Annotated in this window: 13 protein-coding genes; 2 read left to right on the top strand and 11 right to left on the bottom strand. The window is 63.2% G+C overall.

The genetic code is table 11. The annotated features are described in order from the left end of the window. Positions 1-10 precede the first annotated feature (10 nt). From purF to NKH80_RS00590, 11 genes are all read right to left on the bottom strand, one after another. Positions 11-1,480 carry an amidophosphoribosyltransferase gene (purF, locus tag NKH80_RS00640; RefSeq protein ID WP_352989023.1) on the bottom strand — a complete coding sequence of 490 codons (1,470 nt, stop codon included), beginning with the start codon at positions 1,478-1,480 and terminating at the stop codon, positions 11-13. Positions 1,481-1,612: 132 nt separating this feature from the next. Continuing rightward, positions 1,613-2,284 carry a CvpA family protein gene (locus tag NKH80_RS00635; protein WP_352989020.1) on the bottom strand — a complete coding sequence of 224 codons (672 nt, stop codon included), beginning with the start codon at positions 2,282-2,284 and terminating at the stop codon, positions 1,613-1,615. 46 nt (positions 2,285-2,330) lie between these two features. Further along, complete coding sequence (gene radA, locus NKH80_RS00630; RefSeq protein WP_352989349.1) at positions 2,331-3,749, bottom strand: DNA repair protein RadA; 1,419 nt, start codon at positions 3,747-3,749, stop codon at positions 2,331-2,333. A 231-nt stretch (positions 3,750-3,980) separates the two neighbouring features. Continuing rightward, entirely contained in the window at positions 3,981-5,471 is a 1,491-nt protein-coding gene (locus tag NKH80_RS00625) for a replicative DNA helicase (protein ID WP_352989017.1), read from the bottom strand. Between the two features lie 206 nt (positions 5,472-5,677). Then, positions 5,678-6,646 (bottom strand): small ribosomal subunit Rsm22 family protein, encoded by a 969-nt coding sequence (locus NKH80_RS00620; RefSeq protein WP_352989015.1) that lies wholly within the window; start codon positions 6,644-6,646, stop codon positions 5,678-5,680. A 3-nt stretch (positions 6,647-6,649) separates the two neighbouring features. Next, positions 6,650-6,973, bottom strand: coding sequence for a YnfA family protein (locus NKH80_RS00615; protein ID WP_352989013.1), 324 nt, complete (start codon positions 6,971-6,973; stop codon positions 6,650-6,652). An 82-nt stretch (positions 6,974-7,055) separates the two neighbouring features. Continuing rightward, positions 7,056-8,345, bottom strand: a complete 1,290-nt coding sequence (locus NKH80_RS00610; RefSeq protein ID WP_352989011.1) for a cyclopropane fatty acid synthase — start codon at positions 8,343-8,345, stop codon at positions 7,056-7,058. Between the two features lie 153 nt (positions 8,346-8,498). After that, complete coding sequence (gene rplI / locus NKH80_RS00605; RefSeq protein ID WP_254820243.1) at positions 8,499-9,083, bottom strand: 50S ribosomal protein L9; 585 nt, start codon at positions 9,081-9,083, stop codon at positions 8,499-8,501. A gap of 214 nt (positions 9,084-9,297) precedes the next feature. Further along, positions 9,298-9,546, bottom strand: coding sequence for a 30S ribosomal protein S18 (gene rpsR / locus NKH80_RS00600; RefSeq protein ID WP_006203718.1), 249 nt, complete (start codon positions 9,544-9,546; stop codon positions 9,298-9,300). Continuing rightward, positions 9,546-10,037 (bottom strand): 30S ribosomal protein S6, encoded by a 492-nt coding sequence (gene rpsF / locus NKH80_RS00595; protein WP_352989009.1) that lies wholly within the window; start codon positions 10,035-10,037, stop codon positions 9,546-9,548. Before rpsF ends, rpsR begins: the two co-directional genes overlap by 1 nt. Before the next feature lie 537 nt (positions 10,038-10,574). Next, the gene (locus tag NKH80_RS00590; protein ID WP_352507936.1) at positions 10,575-12,500 is read right to left on the bottom strand and encodes an LTA synthase family protein; all 1,926 of its coding nucleotides are present in this window, start codon (positions 12,498-12,500) and stop codon (positions 10,575-10,577) included. 247 nt (positions 12,501-12,747) lie between these two features. Between NKH80_RS00590 and fabD the strand changes: the two genes are divergently transcribed. Next, complete coding sequence (fabD, locus tag NKH80_RS00585) at positions 12,748-13,713, top strand: ACP S-malonyltransferase (protein ID WP_352989006.1); 966 nt, start codon at positions 12,748-12,750, stop codon at positions 13,711-13,713. 60 nt (positions 13,714-13,773) lie between these two features. Further along, positions 13,774-14,511 (top strand): 3-oxoacyl-[acyl-carrier-protein] reductase, encoded by a 738-nt coding sequence (gene fabG, locus NKH80_RS00580; RefSeq protein ID WP_352989003.1) that lies wholly within the window; start codon positions 13,774-13,776, stop codon positions 14,509-14,511. The last annotated feature ends 179 nt before the right edge of the window (positions 14,512-14,690 follow it).

Raw genomic sequence — 14,690 nt, 5'->3', positions numbered from 1 at the left:
CCGGCAAGGCCTACGACCCGCCGGCCGCTAACAGCGACAGCGTGCGCACATTGTCGGAGCCTTCGAAATCGGCAAGCCGGGTCGGATACTGACCGGTGAAGCAGGCGTCGCAGAATTGCGGCTGCTCGTTGTCGCGGCCGGCTTCGCCGACGGCGCGATAGAGCCCGTCTATCGACAGGAAGCCGAGCGAATCGACGCGGATGAACTCGGCCATCTCCTCCACCGACATGCGCGATGCCAGCAGCTTCGATTTCTCCGGCGTGTCGACGCCGTAAAAGCAGGAGGCGCGCGTCGGCGGCGAGGCAATGCGCATATGCACTTCCTTGGCGCCGGCATCGCGCACCATCTGCACGATCTTCTGGCTGGTGGTGCCGCGCACGATCGAATCGTCCACCAGAACCACGCGCTTGCCTTCGATCATGCGGCGATTGGCGTTGTGCTTGAGCTTGACGCCCATGTGGCGGATCGAATCGCCGGGCTGAATGAAGGTACGGCCGACATAGTGGTTGCGGATGATGCCGAGCTCGAACGGAATGCCCGCGGCCTGTGAAAAGCCGATCGCCGCCGGCGTACCCGAATCCGGCACCGGCACGACGATGTCCGCCTCGACCGGGCTTTCCAGAGCCAGCTCGGCGCCGATGCGCTTGCGCACTTCGTAGACATTGCGGCCTTCGACAGACGAATCCGGCCGCGCGAAATAGACATATTCGAAAATGCAGAAGCGGGTCTTCTGCGGCTCGAACGGGAACAGGCTTTCGATCCCCTTGCTGGTGACGACGACCATTTCGCCGGGCTTCAGGTCACGCACGAAACGCGCCCCGATGATATCGAGCGCACAGGTTTCCGAGGCGAGGATCCAGGCACCGTCGAGATCGCCGAGTACCAGCGGGCGGATGCCGAGCGGGTCGCGGCAGCCGATCATCTTCTTGGACGTCATCGCCACCAGCGAGAAGGCGCCTTCGACCTGGCGCACCGCATCGATAAAGCGCGAATTCAGGTCGCGCTCCTTGCTGGTGGCAACCAGATGCAAGAGCGTCTCGGTATCGGAGGTGGAAGAGAAGATGGCGCCTTGCTTCTGCAGCGCGCGCTGCACGGTCATGGCGTTGGTGAGATTGCCGTTGTGGGCGACGGCAAAGCCGCCATCGGCAAGTTCGGCGAAGAAAGGCTGGATGTTGCGCAGGCCGGAGCCGCCGGTGGTGGCGTAGCGCGTGTGGCCGATGGCACGGTTGCCTTGCAAGCTGTCGATGACACGCTGCTTGGTGAAGGTGTCGCCGATCAGGCCGACATGGCGTTCGACATGGAATTGGGTGCCGTCGTAGGAAACGATGCCGGCCGCTTCCTGGCCTCGATGCTGCAACGCATGCAGGCCGAGGGTTACGATGGCTGCGGCGTCCTGCCGGCCGAAAATGCCGAACACGCCGCATTCGTCGTGGAAATGGTCGTCGACTTCGGCGGAAAGCACGTCGTCTGCGTCTGCCATTGGGGGCTCAAGCTCCGCTAAAGTCGCCATATAAGGTCATAGCGCATCGAAAGCAACGCACGTCGTGCGGCGTTCACATGATCGTCAGTCTTGATGCCTCGCCAAGTCTGCAGATTGGCAAGTCTGTCGAAATCAGTTTGCCGGCGCCGGGTTTGCAGGTGCCGGCGTCGCGGGCGCATTGTCGGCCGGTGGCGCGTCGCTGTCATCGGGTGCCGGAGCGGTGGCGTCGTCGCCGGCGGCAGGTGCTTCCGCTGCAGGGGCGTCTGGGGCCAGAGGCGTCTCGGTGGCTGGCTGATTCGGATTGAGCTTGTTGAGGATAGCGTTTTCCGGATCCTCGGGCAGCAGGCTTTCGAGCTTGGCGCCGATCGATTCGAGCAGCGGCTTTGACTTGGCGTTGGCAATCCAGCCTGGGGCCTTGGCGCCGGCCAGCCAATTGAAGAAAAGCAGCGCAACCGCGACCACCAGGATGCCGCGCGCCGCGCCATAGAGGAAGCCAACTGTGCGATCGAGCGCGCCGATCCTGGAATCGATGATCCAGTCGGCGAGCTTCATGGTGATGACCGAAACGACGATCAGCGCTACAATGAAGACGATGCCGGCCGCCGCCGCCATGGCCGCCTTGTCGTTGTCGATATAGGGCTGAATGTAAGGCAGTACCGGCTTGTAGAAGAAGAAGGCGGCCGCCGCGGCGGCTGCCCAGGAGATGATCGACAGGATCTCGCGCGAAAAGCCGCGAACCATGGCGAGCATCGCCGAGACCAGGGTGAAGCCGACGAGAATTCCGTCAAGCAGCGTAATCGGCATGTTTTCGCCCCACTCCGATCTCTTTTTCGCGGCTCGACGAGCCGCATCACTCTCGCTCGTCGACGCGGCTGCGCCGTGAGCCGGCTATGCGCGCCACGAGATCGGCAAGCTCGGTGGGCTGGAAAGCGCCGGCTCCGATCCCCCCGACCCCATTACCACCGACAAGTTCCTCGCTGCCCAAGGGCAGAACCGCGCTTCCGAAACCCAGCTTTTCGGCTTCCTTGAGGCGCTGCTGCGCATGCGCAACCGGCCTCACCGCACCCGAAAGGCTGATTTCGCCGAAATAGACGCAATCGGCGGGAAGGGCAAGACCGGTGAGCGAGGAAACCAGTGCCGCCGCCACCGCCAGATCGGCCGCCGGCTCCGAAATGCGGTAGCCGCCGGCAACGTTGAGATAGACGTCGTGGGTGCCGAAGCGGACGCCGCAATGAGCTTCCAGAACCGCCAGGATCATCGATAGCCGGGCACCGTCCCAGCCGACGACGGCGCGGCGCGGCGTGCCCAGCGTCGACGGCGCCACCAGCGCCTGGATCTCGACCAGCACCGGCCGTGTGCCCTCCATGCCGGCGAAAACCGCGGCACCCGGCGACTTCGCATGGCGCTCGCCGAGGAAAAGCTCGGACGGGTTGGCGACTTCCCGCAAGCCCTTGTCCGACATTTCGAAGACGCCGATCTCGTCGGTTGGCCCGAATCGATTCTTGACCGTGCGCAGGATGCGGAAGTGGTGGCCGCCTTCGCCCTCGAAATAGAGCACCGCGTCGACCATGTGCTCGACGACGCGTGGGCCGGCGATCTGGCCCTCCTTGGTGACATGGCCGACCAGAACGATCGCCGCCCCTGTGGATTTTGCATAGCGGATCATCGCCTGGGCGGCGGCACGCACCTGGGTCACCGTGCCGGGCGCCGAATCGGCCATGTCGGTCCACAGCGTCTGGATCGAATCGAGAATGACCAGATCCGGCCGCTTGCCGTCGGCGATGGTGGCGAGGATGTCCTCGACATTGGTTTCGGCGGCGAGCTCGACCGGGGTGCCGGCGACGCCGAGCCGCTGCGCGCGCAGCCTGATCTGGGCGACCGCCTCTTCACCCGAGACGTAGACGATGCGGTGGCCCTTTGCCGCCAGCGCGGCCGCGGCCTGGGTGAGCAGCGTCGACTTGCCGATGCCGGGATCGCCGCCGACCAGCAGCGCCGAGCCTCGCACGAAGCCGCCGCCCGTGGCGCGGTCGAGCTCGCCGATGCCGGAGACGATGCGCGGCGCGTCCTCGATGTCGCCGGACAAGGTGGTGAGCACTACGGCGCGACCCTTGCGCGCGTTACGGCTATTGGCCGGACCCGAGCCGATGCCGCCGGACGTACCTTCCTCGACCAGCGTGTTCCACTCGCCGCACGCATCGCATTTGCCGGCCCAGCGCTGATGCACCGAACCACAATTCTGGCAGATGAACTGGACGCGCGATTTGGCCATCAGCGTCGCGTCGCTTGCCAATTGCCGAGGCTCGGCGATCCGGCCCACCCCCCTCTGTCCTGCCGGACGTCTCCCCCGCAAGGGGGGAGATTGGCTGTCATCGACGCTGTCGCCAATCTCTGATGTCGCAGGAAGAGAGCTGGCGGCAAAACTGCCGATCTCCCCCCTTGCGGGGGAGATGGCCGGCAGGCCAGAGGGGGGTGTGACGGAGCGCGACGGTTGGTCAAAAAGCTACTCGAACCGATCCGGCAAATGATGCTCCTCGGCAAGGTCCGAGAAGCGGGTGAATTCGCCCTGGAAGGCGAGGCTGACCGATCCCGTTGGACCGTGGCGCTGCTTGGCGACGATGACTTCGGCCTTGCCGCGCATTTCGTTCATCTCGTGCTCCCACTTGATGTATTCGTCGGTACCCGGCTTCGGCTCGCGGTTCTTCAGATAATATTCCTCGCGGTAGACGAATAGCACCACGTCGGCGTCCTGCTCGATCGAGCCCGATTCGCGGAGATCCGAAAGCTGTGGGCGCTTGTCGTCGCGGCTCTCGACCTGGCGCGACAGCTGCGACAGGGCGATGATCGGCACCGCCAGCTCCTTGGCCAGTGCCTTGAGGCCGGTGGTGATCTCGGTGATTTCCTGGACGCGGTTTTGCGACGATTTCGCGCTCGATCCCTGCATCAGCTGGATATAGTCGATGACGATGACGTCGAGGCCGCGCTGGCGCTTCAGGCGACGCGCGCGGGCCGACAGCTGAGCGATGGAAATGCCGCCGGTCTGGTCGATGAACAGCGGGATTTTCTGCATTGTCTGCGAGCAGGCGACCAGCTTTTCGAAATCCATCTCGCTGATCTCGCCGCGGCGGATTTTCGACGACGGGATTTCCGTCTGTTCGGAAATGATGCGGGTGGCCAGCTGTTCGGATGACATTTCGAGCGAAAAGAAGCCGACGACGCCGCCATTGGCCGCCTTGAACGAGCCGTCCGCCTGCTGCGCCGGGACATACGCCTCGGCGATGTTGAAGGCGATGTTAGTGGCGAGCGAGGTTTTGCCCATGCCGGGGCGGCCGGCAATGATGATCAGGTCGGACGACTGCAGGCCGCCCATGCGGCGGTCGAGGTCGCGCAAGCCGGTGGCGACGCCCGACAAATGCCCGTCACGCATATAGGCGGCATTGGCCATGTCGACGGCGGTCTTGACGGCATCGGTGAAGCTTTCGAAGCCGCCATCGTAGCGGCCCGTTTCGGCCAATTCGAACAGGCGCCGCTCGGCATCCTCGATCTGGTCGGAGGGCGACATGTCGACCGGCGCGTCATAGGCGATGTTGACCATGTCCTCGCCGACGGTGATCAGCGCGCGCCGCGTCGCCAGATCGTAGATGGCGCGGCCATAGTCGGTTGCGTTGACCACCGTGACGGCCTCGACCGCCAACCGCACGACATATTGCGCCACCGTCATGTCGCCGACCTTCTCGTCGGCCGGCAGGAAGGTCTTCAGCGTGATCGGCGTCGCGATCTTGCCCATGCGGATGAGCTCGGCCGCGACCTCGAAGATCTTTCTATGCAGCGGCTCGTAAAAATGGCCGGGCTTCAGGAAGTCGGAGACGCGGTAGAAGGCATCGTTGTTGACCAGTATGGCGCCGAGCAGCGCCTGCTCGGCCTCGATATTGTTCGGCGCCTCGCGATAGAGCGGTGTTTCCGCCACGCTGAATTTTCGTGCTGCCTCTGCCATGATGTCCCCGGTCCTGATCCCCGTCTCTCGATATCAGAACGAGACAAGTCGGTGATGACTTATCTGCATCAGTCCCCAACCAACCAACTTTGATGCCCGCGATTCACAGCCGTGATCTTTCGGTGGAAAGAATCTCGATTGACTCGAATCAAGATGGCGAGCCTAGCCGTTCTCAGGCGAGAACAAAACAGGAAAATAGCTGCCGGTCATTCCGGCAAGGCATCACCCCAGTCCAGTCGCCGCGCGGCCTTGAACGTCTCGCCGTCGCGCTTGGTGAACAGTCGCTCGGCAGCACTCCCATCCTGTTCGCAAAGCTTCAGCAAGACCTTGCCCGAGCCCGATTTCGGCGGTGCGATCACTCGCGCTCGAGGCGGAGCGGCCGGATGACGGGAGGCCGCGACAAAGATGAATTTCTCGTCCTCCCACGGCACCTCGGCATCCTTGGCCAGACGGTGCAGGCGCGAGCGGGCGACGCGGCGGGCGAAATGACACCAGTCGGGAGCGACGAGCGGGCAGGGCGCCTCATGCGGGCAGGGCGCAAGCACGTGCGCCCCCGCCTCGATCAGCTGCCGCCGCACGGCAAGGATACGCTGCCAGCCGGCCGGCGTGCCCGGCTCGACGACCAGCAGCGTGTCTGCGGTCAACTGCCAGAGCCGGTCGACGAGTTTTGCCAGCGATGCCGGCGCGATCTCATCCAGCACATAGGCTGAAGTCACCAGCTCGGCCGGCTCGAGATCGACCAGGTCGATGGTGACGTCGCCAGTCCGCCAGGCGGTCCTGGCCGTGATCGCATCCGCGGCAAGCGCCTCGCCGACCCGCCGCACCGCGGCGCCGGCCTCGAGCAGCACCGCCTGTTCGAGATCGGGCCAGAGATTGATTGTGGCCCAAAGCACCGTGCCGGGGCCGGCGCCGACATCGAGCAGGGTTCTCGGAGCATAATCGGGCCGCGCCTCGCTTACCGCATCGAGGCTGGCGCGAACGGCAGCATAGGTCGCCGGCAGCCGCGTTGCCAGATAGGCCTTCACCGCCATGTCTTCGGCCATGTGCAGGCGGCCGTCGCGCAACTCGGCGCGGTAGCGGTCCGACAGCGTCTTTGCCGCTTGCTTAAGCATCGGCAGCGGCACCTGTTCGAGAAGGCGGTCGACGCCTTGTCTAAGCGGGACGGGCAGTTCCATCGCTTAGGCAGTCCGAGGCGAGAGCAGAATGACCGAGGCGCCAACGATGCAGATCGCGGCACCGGCAAGGTCCCAGCGGTCGGGGTGCACGCCTTCCGGCAGCCACAGCCAGGCCAGCGAGGCGGCAATGTAGATCCCGCCATAGGCGGCGTAGGCCCGGCCCGCCGCGCTGGTGTCGACCAGCGCCAGCAGCCACGCGAATAGCACCAGCGAGACGAGACCGGGCGCCAACCACAGCGGCGACCTTTCCAGCCGCCACCATGCCCAGAACGAAAAGCAGCCGGCGATCTCGGCAAGTGCGGCAGCGACGTAGAGGAGGTAGGTCATAAAAAAGGTCCCGCGTTGACGGGAGCCTTTTCAGCGTGCCAGTCGGCAAATGGCAAGCGGCAATGGCGCGATCGCCGGCCGTCTACTCCGGATCCACCATTTTGCGGCGGCGAGCGGGCTTGGCGGCCGGAGCCTTTTCACGACGTCCAAGATCGCGCATCTCCAGCGCCTTCTCACAATTGACCATGTAGTCGCGCGTCATCGGCAGCGTGTCGTTCTTCTTGGCAATCTGGATCTGGAAGATCACCAGATCCTGCCAGCGGAAGGCAGCTTCCGAGGCGGCAAGATAGAACTCCCACATACGGCAGAAGCGCTCGTCATAAATCGCCTTGGCCTTGTCGCGGTTGGCGGCGAAGCGTTCGCCCCAATGCTTCAGCGTCTCGGCATAATGCAGCCGCAGAACCTCGATGTCAGTGACGACGAGCCCCGATTTTTCGATGGCCGGCATCACTTCAGAGAGCGACGGAATATAGCCGCCCGGGAAGATGTATTTGCGGATGAAGGCGCTGGTCGCCCACGGCACGCCGGAGCGGCCGATCGTATGCAGCAGCATGACGCCGTCCGGCTTCAGCAGCGTCGCCGACTTGTCGAAGAAGGTGCGGAAATGATTGACGCCGACATGCTCGAACATGCCGACCGAGACGATGCGATCGAAACGTTCATTGAGTTCGCGATAGTCCTTGATGTCGAAATGAACCCGGTTTTGCAGGCCTTGCGCATGGGCGCGGTCGGTGGCGACGCCGTGCTGCTCGGTCGACAGCGTCACGCCCTGTACGTCGACGTCGAACGCCTTGGCGAGATAAAGGCCAAGCCCACCCCAGCCGGAGCCGATATCGAGCACCGTCTGGCCAGCCTTCAGCCTGAGCTTGGCGGCAATATGGCGCTTCTTGGCCGCTTGTGCCTCGTCGAGGGTCATATCCGGCTGCTCGAAATAAGCGCAGGAATATTGCATGTCCTCATCGAGGAAGAGGCGGTAGAGGTCGCCCGACAGATCGTAATGACGCTGCACGTTGCGGCGCGCCCGCGACGCCGTGTTGATCTGCTGCAGGCGCCGGAAGGCGTGGCGCAGACCTTCGATCGCCTTCGACCAGGTGGCATCGATACCACCGCTGCCCATGTTCTGGAAGGCAATGCGCATCACCCCCAGCACGCCGCCCTCGAGAATGTCGAGTTCACCGTCCATGTAGGCTTCCGGCACCGCCAGCATCGGATCGAAAGTGATGGCGCGCTCGGCATGCCTGGTCTTGATGTGCATGTGCACCGGTTCGCCGCTGCCGTCACCGAAAGTCACCATCGAGCCTTGCGGCCCTGTCACCTTGAGATTGCCTGTGCGGACCAGGCGGTCGAGAATGCGTTTCAGCAGAATATTCATGACCAAATGTCCCCTCTCGGTCAGACAGGCTGTCTTATTCTGCATCAAGATATAGGGGTTCGAAAAGTTCCATTTGGCATAAAAATGCCCGAGTACGAGGCCCGGGCATTGGTCCAGAATAGCGATTAGCCGGCGAATGCCGACGAATGACGATCAGCCGTTGTCTTCGCCGCCCTCGAACTCCGCATTCGGATCGAAGAAGTTTTCCGGCCGCGCATTATCGTTGATGTCCTCGCCATAGATGGCTTCGGCGGTGGTCAGCGTTTCGCCCTTGGCCTGGCGCTCGGCTTCGTCGGCCGTGCGGGCAATGTTGAGCGTGATGGTAACCTCCACCTCCGGATGCAGCGCGATCGCCACATTGGTGACGCCAATGGTCTTGATCGGCTGGTTGAGCAGGATCTGGTTGCGGTTGACCGAAAAACCTTCCGCCGTCACCAGCTCGGCGATGTCGCGTGTCGAGACCGAACCATAAAGCTGACCGGTCTCGCCGGCCGAGCGCACGGCGATGAAGCTCTTGCCGTCGAGCTTTTCTGCAATCTGCGCGGCCTCGGACTTGCGCTCCAGGTTGCGGGCTTCCAGTTGCGCCCGCTGTCCCTCGAACTTCTTCTTATTAGCTTCGTTGGCGCGCAGCGCCTTGCCCTGCGGCAACAGGAAATTGCGGGCGAATCCGTCCTTGACCTTGACGGTGTCGCCCATCTGGCCGAGGCGGGAAACGCGTTCGAGAAGAATGACTTCCATGGTTTTGTTCCTTCGCTTGGGCGCTATCCTCAGGATCGGCGCCGAGTTGTCTGGAACAGGTCAGGAAGCTGGGGCGTCGCCGCCTGTGTCGCTGTCCTGCCTGTCGCGGCAGTTAGGATCTCTTGTCGAAATCCAACCCGGGATTTGGTGTTCGATCCGGCTGCGCCCGTCGTGGCCGGTGACAAAAAGCGGGCGGCGAACCGCCCGCGTAGATTTAGCGGACCACGTAGGGCAGCAGGCCGAGGAAGCGGGCACGCTTGATCGCCTTGGCGAGTTCGCGCTGCTTCTTCTGGCTGACGGCGGTGATGCGCGATGGCACGATCTTGCCGCGCTCGGAGATGTAGCGCTGCAGAAGCCGCACGTCCTTGTAGTCGATCTTCGGCGCGTTGGCGCCAGAGAACGGGCAAGTCTTGCGGCGGCGGTGGAAGGGGCGCCGGGTTGGGATCTGATTGATGTCGACCATTATTCTGCCGCTCCTTCAAAGCCTTCGCGCGGACGGCGCGGGCCACGATCGGCACCGCCATCGCCGAAGCTGCGCGGCGGACGATCACCGCGGTCACTGCGATCGCGGTCGCCGAATGAGCGCGGGCCACGGTCGCGGTCGCCGAAGCCGCCGCGTTCCGACCGCTCTTCGCGCTTCTGCATCATTGCCGACGGACCTTCCTCATGCGCATCGACCTTGATGGTCAGGAAACGCAGTACGTCCTCGGACAGACCCATCTGGCGCTCCATTTCGTTGAGCGCGGCCGGGGGGCAGGTGATGTCCATGAGTGTATAATATGCCTTCCGGTTCTTGTTGACCCGGTAGGTGAGGGACTTCAGTCCCCAGTTCTCGACCCGGCCGACGGACCCGCCATTCGCGGTGATGACGCCCTTGTACTGTTCGACAAGCGCATCGACCTGCTGCTGCGAGAGGTCCTGCCGAGCAAGAAACACATGTTCGTATAGAGCCATAGTGTTCGTGCCTTTCTTCGTTTCTCTCCCGGTTCCCGGCGGCAAAAGCCTCTGCAACTTCTCTGACCCGCAATCCTTGCGAAGGCGGGGAAGAAAGGAGCATGACGAGACGGTCGAGAGCGGAGACACGGGAGGCGGAAGCGCTTCTGGCTTCACGCGAAGGTTTCGAAAAACCTCCGGCCCTCCGTTCAGCCCCCAGCAAGGACCGGCAGATTGCGGGCGTCTATACAGGAATTTGGCTGCAAGGCAAGGGCAAACGGCCGACGTGTCGTAAGCAGATGAGTTGCACGCGAGTTGTCCGGTTTTATTGGGCTGCTGGCCTCATTCGCAAGGTCTTACGCATTTCCTGCCCGGACCCAAGAATGTTTTCCTCGCCTGACAAAACAAACCGGATGCCCTGTTCGTATAATCGCGGGGGACGATCGAGGTAACGCCAACAAATCGAACAGCTCTACGCAGTCGGCAATCAGCTACAACAATTCCCATCTCTCGACGACACGATCGGAGTTCGCGCATCACGCTGCAACTTCAGCTGCCTCAGCTCGTGTGCGCAGCCACTTTGCCTGTGGTTTCGGGGAAGAAATCGGGCGCCGCATGGCGCTTGCCGAACATCATGTCGTATTGCAGCAGACGGAAGTCGCGGATTGCCGGGTCGATCTCTTTCTGACGCGACCAATCGGGGGTGGCCTCGCCCCCCGGTGCCAACAGCAAATTACGGTCGATGACGCGGTAGCGCTCTCGCAACTGGCCGAGGAAGCCGGTGTAATAGGGATGGCTGATGCCGGCCGTTTTCAGGATATGGTAGGGCAGGAAGGCCGGGCTGACGGCGCCCAGATCCTCGGAGGGGCCGCTGCGGTTCGACCAGACGATCAATGGCGTCTGGTGGTGCTGCAGCATCTGGTCGGCCGGCTCCTTGCGCGGCGCGACATTGTCCTTCAGGAAACCGGTCTCGACGTAGACCGGCCCAAGCGGCGGCAAGTGATCGCCGAAGAATGCGATGACGGTCGGCCGCTCGCGTTTCTTCGCCCATTCGATCAGCCGCTCGAGGCCGCGGTCCGCGTCGGAAGAGCCTTCGGCGTAGCTCAACAGCGATTCACGTGCCCATTGGCTGATCGGCGCCTGCACCTTGTGGGTCGGATTGGTATAGCGATACGGCTCATACGGCCCGTGGTTCTGCAGGCTGACGGCGAAAAAGAAGACCGGCTCGGCGCTGGTATCGGCTTCGCGGATGATCTCGTCGGTCATCGCTGCGTCCGACGCGAGCGGTCCGCGCTTCTGCATGGGCGGCAACGTCTCCTCGGACTTGAAGTCGTTGAAGCCGAAATCGGCATAGACGGCCCCCCGGTTCCAGAACCAGTTGGTGCCGGGATGGATGGCGCGCGCTCGGTAGCCCTGACTTTTCAGGAAGGTCGCCAGCGAGGGAGTCGGTGTCCGCACATATTGCTGGTAGGGAATGCTGCCCGCCGGCAGGAAGGCGTTGGAAAAGCCGGTCAGGGCCTCGAACTCGATGTTGGCCGTCATGCCGCCGAACTCGGGCGAGAACATGTAGCCCGTGCGCAGTGCCCGCACATTGGGGATAGGGTCGGGTGTGATGGTGACGCCGGGCAGCTTGGTCGGATCCCAGAAGGATTCGCTCATCACGACGATGATGTCGGGCTTCTCGGCAGGTACCGAGGCGATCACCTGCGGTTTGCCGATCGCTTCGATCGCCTTGTCGGAATAGCCGGGCGGCGCCGAGACATGCGCCATCGGGACGTTCAGCGCGAAGGCGAGCGCAAAACCGTTCGAGGCATAGTTTTCCTTCTGGTCCCACATAATCGGGATGATCTGCAGCCGGTCGCGCGTCCACGAGAAAGTGGCATAGTCCATGATGGAGACGAAGAAAGCGATCAGCGGCACCGTCAGCGTCAGCCGGGCAAGGCGGCCCTTGTGGCTGAGCGCCGGAACGCGGCGGCGCCATAACCGCCAGCCATAGACGAGCAGCGACAGCCCGCCGACGATGCCGATCGCCAGGGCAATGGCGGTTCCCGGGCGATCGCGGACCAGGAGTGGCATCAGTGCCACGATCTGCCGGGAATAGAGGAAATCGGTCGGATAGAGCGGATCGCCGAGATAGAGCGACTTCTGGTGGCCGACGAACGCCAGCGACAATGTCAGCGGCGCGACGATCATCAGGCTCTGATGGCTGCGGCCGAGCACGGCGTCGAGGCCGATGAGGATCAGCGCAAAAATGATGATCGTGGTCCAGCCGGGTTTGAAAGGCTGCAGAAAGAAATCAATGGTGCCGGCAAAGTTGCCGCGCACGATCAGTTCGATGGCAAACACCAGGATGGCCGCAGCCAGCAAGCTGATAAGGCCATAGCGGATGACAGGCCATCTGCGCGCCGGCAGATAGCCAGTCGACGGATCGCCTTCAAGAAACTGTGGCGCCGCCTCGGCTGCGCTCTGCTTGGTCTTTGCCACTTCAATAGTTCCCCGGCCCGCAACAAAGGCATCACTCGATTGTCATCGAACTGTCACGCAAAGCCTAGCGCCTGCGGCGGAAATAAGAAGAGCCAACAAACAAATCGTGAGCGGTTTTCATCATGAGTGATCGCCAAAAAGCCTGCTGAAACAGGCACTCGGCCGACGCTGAGCGGTCAAGGTTGGACTTGACTTGGGCGCACGCCTTGCGTCACAGGCAGCGAGAACCAGCAGCTGGGAGCCGACCATGGCCATCGCATTCACCTTTCCGGGGCAGGGCAGCCAGGCTGTCGGCATGGGCAAGGACCTCGCCGATACCTTTGTGGAATCGCGGCGGATCTTCGAGGAAGTCGACGACGCGCTCGGTGAAAAACTATCTAAGCTGATCTGGGAAGGCCCGGAAGAGACGCTGACGCTGACCGCCAATGCCCAGCCGGCGCTGATGGCGGTGTCACTTGCCGCAGTCCGGGCGCTGGAGGCGCGCGGCTTCTCCCTGAACGGCAAGGTCACCTATGTCGCCGGCCATTCGCTCGGTGAATATTCGGCACTTGCGGCCGCTGGTTTCGTTTCGGTCGCCGACGCCGCCCGGCTGTTGCGTATCCGCGGCAATGCCATGCAGGCGGCTGTACCGGCCGGCGAGGGCGCCATGGCGGCGATCATCGGGTTGGAACAGGCCGACGTCGAGGCCGCTTGCGCAGAGGCCGCCCAAGGCACCGCCAAAGATCCCGCGCAAGCCTTGGTTTGCCAGATCGCCAACGACAATGGCGGCGGCCAGCTGGTGATCTCCGGCGCCAGGCCGGCGGTCGAACTGGCGGCAAAGCTATGCACGGAGAAGGGCGCCAAGCGGGCGCTGATGCTGCAGGTCTCGGCGCCCTTCCATTCGGCATTGATGAAGCCTGCCGCCGAGATCATGCGGGAGGCGCTGGCCGCCGTGACGAAGCGTGCGCCGGTCGTGCCGCTGGTCTCGAATGTTACGGTGACCCCGACGAGCGATCCCGACGAGATTGCCCGCCGCCTCGTCGAACAGGTGATGGGGCGCGTGCGCTGGCGCGAAACGGTGGAGTGGTTCGGCAGCAACGGCGTTGCGACGCTTTACGAAGTGGGCGCCGGCAAGGTGCTGTCGGGGCTGGCCCGCCGCATCAACCGCGATATTGCCACCACTGCCATCGGATCCGCGGCGGATGTCGAGGCGGCGCTGGCGGCGCTTGCATAATCAACTGGCGATTTGACACCGCTCCATGCAAAGGGTGTTCGCTCAGATCAGGAGGCAAGAATGTTCGAATTGACCGGCCGCAAGGCGCTCGTCACCGGCGCATCGGGAGGTATCGGCGAGGCGATCGCCCGCGTGCTGCACGGCCAGGGCGCCATCGTCGGCCTGCATGGCACACGTATCGAGAAATTGGAGGCGCTGGCCGCCGAACTGGGCGACCGGGTCAAGCTTTTCCCGGCCAATCTTTCCAACCGCGACGACGTCAAGGCGCTCGGCCAGAAGGCGGAGGCCGACCTCGAAGGCGTCGACATCCTCGTCAACAATGCCGGCATCACCAAGGACGGGTTGTTCGTGCGCATGGCTGACGCCGACTGGGATAGCGTGCTCGAGGTCAACCTGACCGCCGTGTTCCGGCTGACCCGCGAGCTTACCCATCCGATGATGCGGCGCCGCCATGGCCGCATCATCAACATCACTTCAGTGGTTGGCGTCACCGGCAATCCCGGCCAGACCAATTACTGCGCCTCCAAAGCCGGTATGATCGGCTTTTCCAAATCGCTGGCGCAGGAGATCGCCACCCGCAATATCACCGTCAACTGCGTCGCCCCGGGCTTCATCGAATCGGCGATGACCGCCAAGCTCAACGACAAGCAGAATGAGGCGATCATGGCGGCGATCCCGACCCGGCGCATGGGCACGGGCGCCGAAGTCGCCTCTGCCGTCGCCTACCTCGCTTCCAACGAGGCAGCCTACGTCACCGGCCAGACCATTCATGTGAATGGCGGCATGGCAATGATCTAACACTTGGGAAAACGCTTCATTCCGTCTTGGATGCACGGGATTTTTCGTGTAATGCCGCCCGCAACCCGGCGGTTCGGGCAAAAACCGGTCCTGTTCCGCTGCGTTTCCGGCAGGACCATCTTTCAGCTTGATTAGCGGCATTCTGCCCGCTAACGAAGACAGACAACCAAAAGACGAGG

The sequence above is a fragment of the Mesorhizobium sp. M0904 genome (genome assembly GCF_040319475.1).
GTDB lineage: Bacteria > Pseudomonadota > Alphaproteobacteria > Rhizobiales > Rhizobiaceae > Mesorhizobium.
This window is presented reverse-complemented; position numbering and strand designations above follow the sequence as displayed.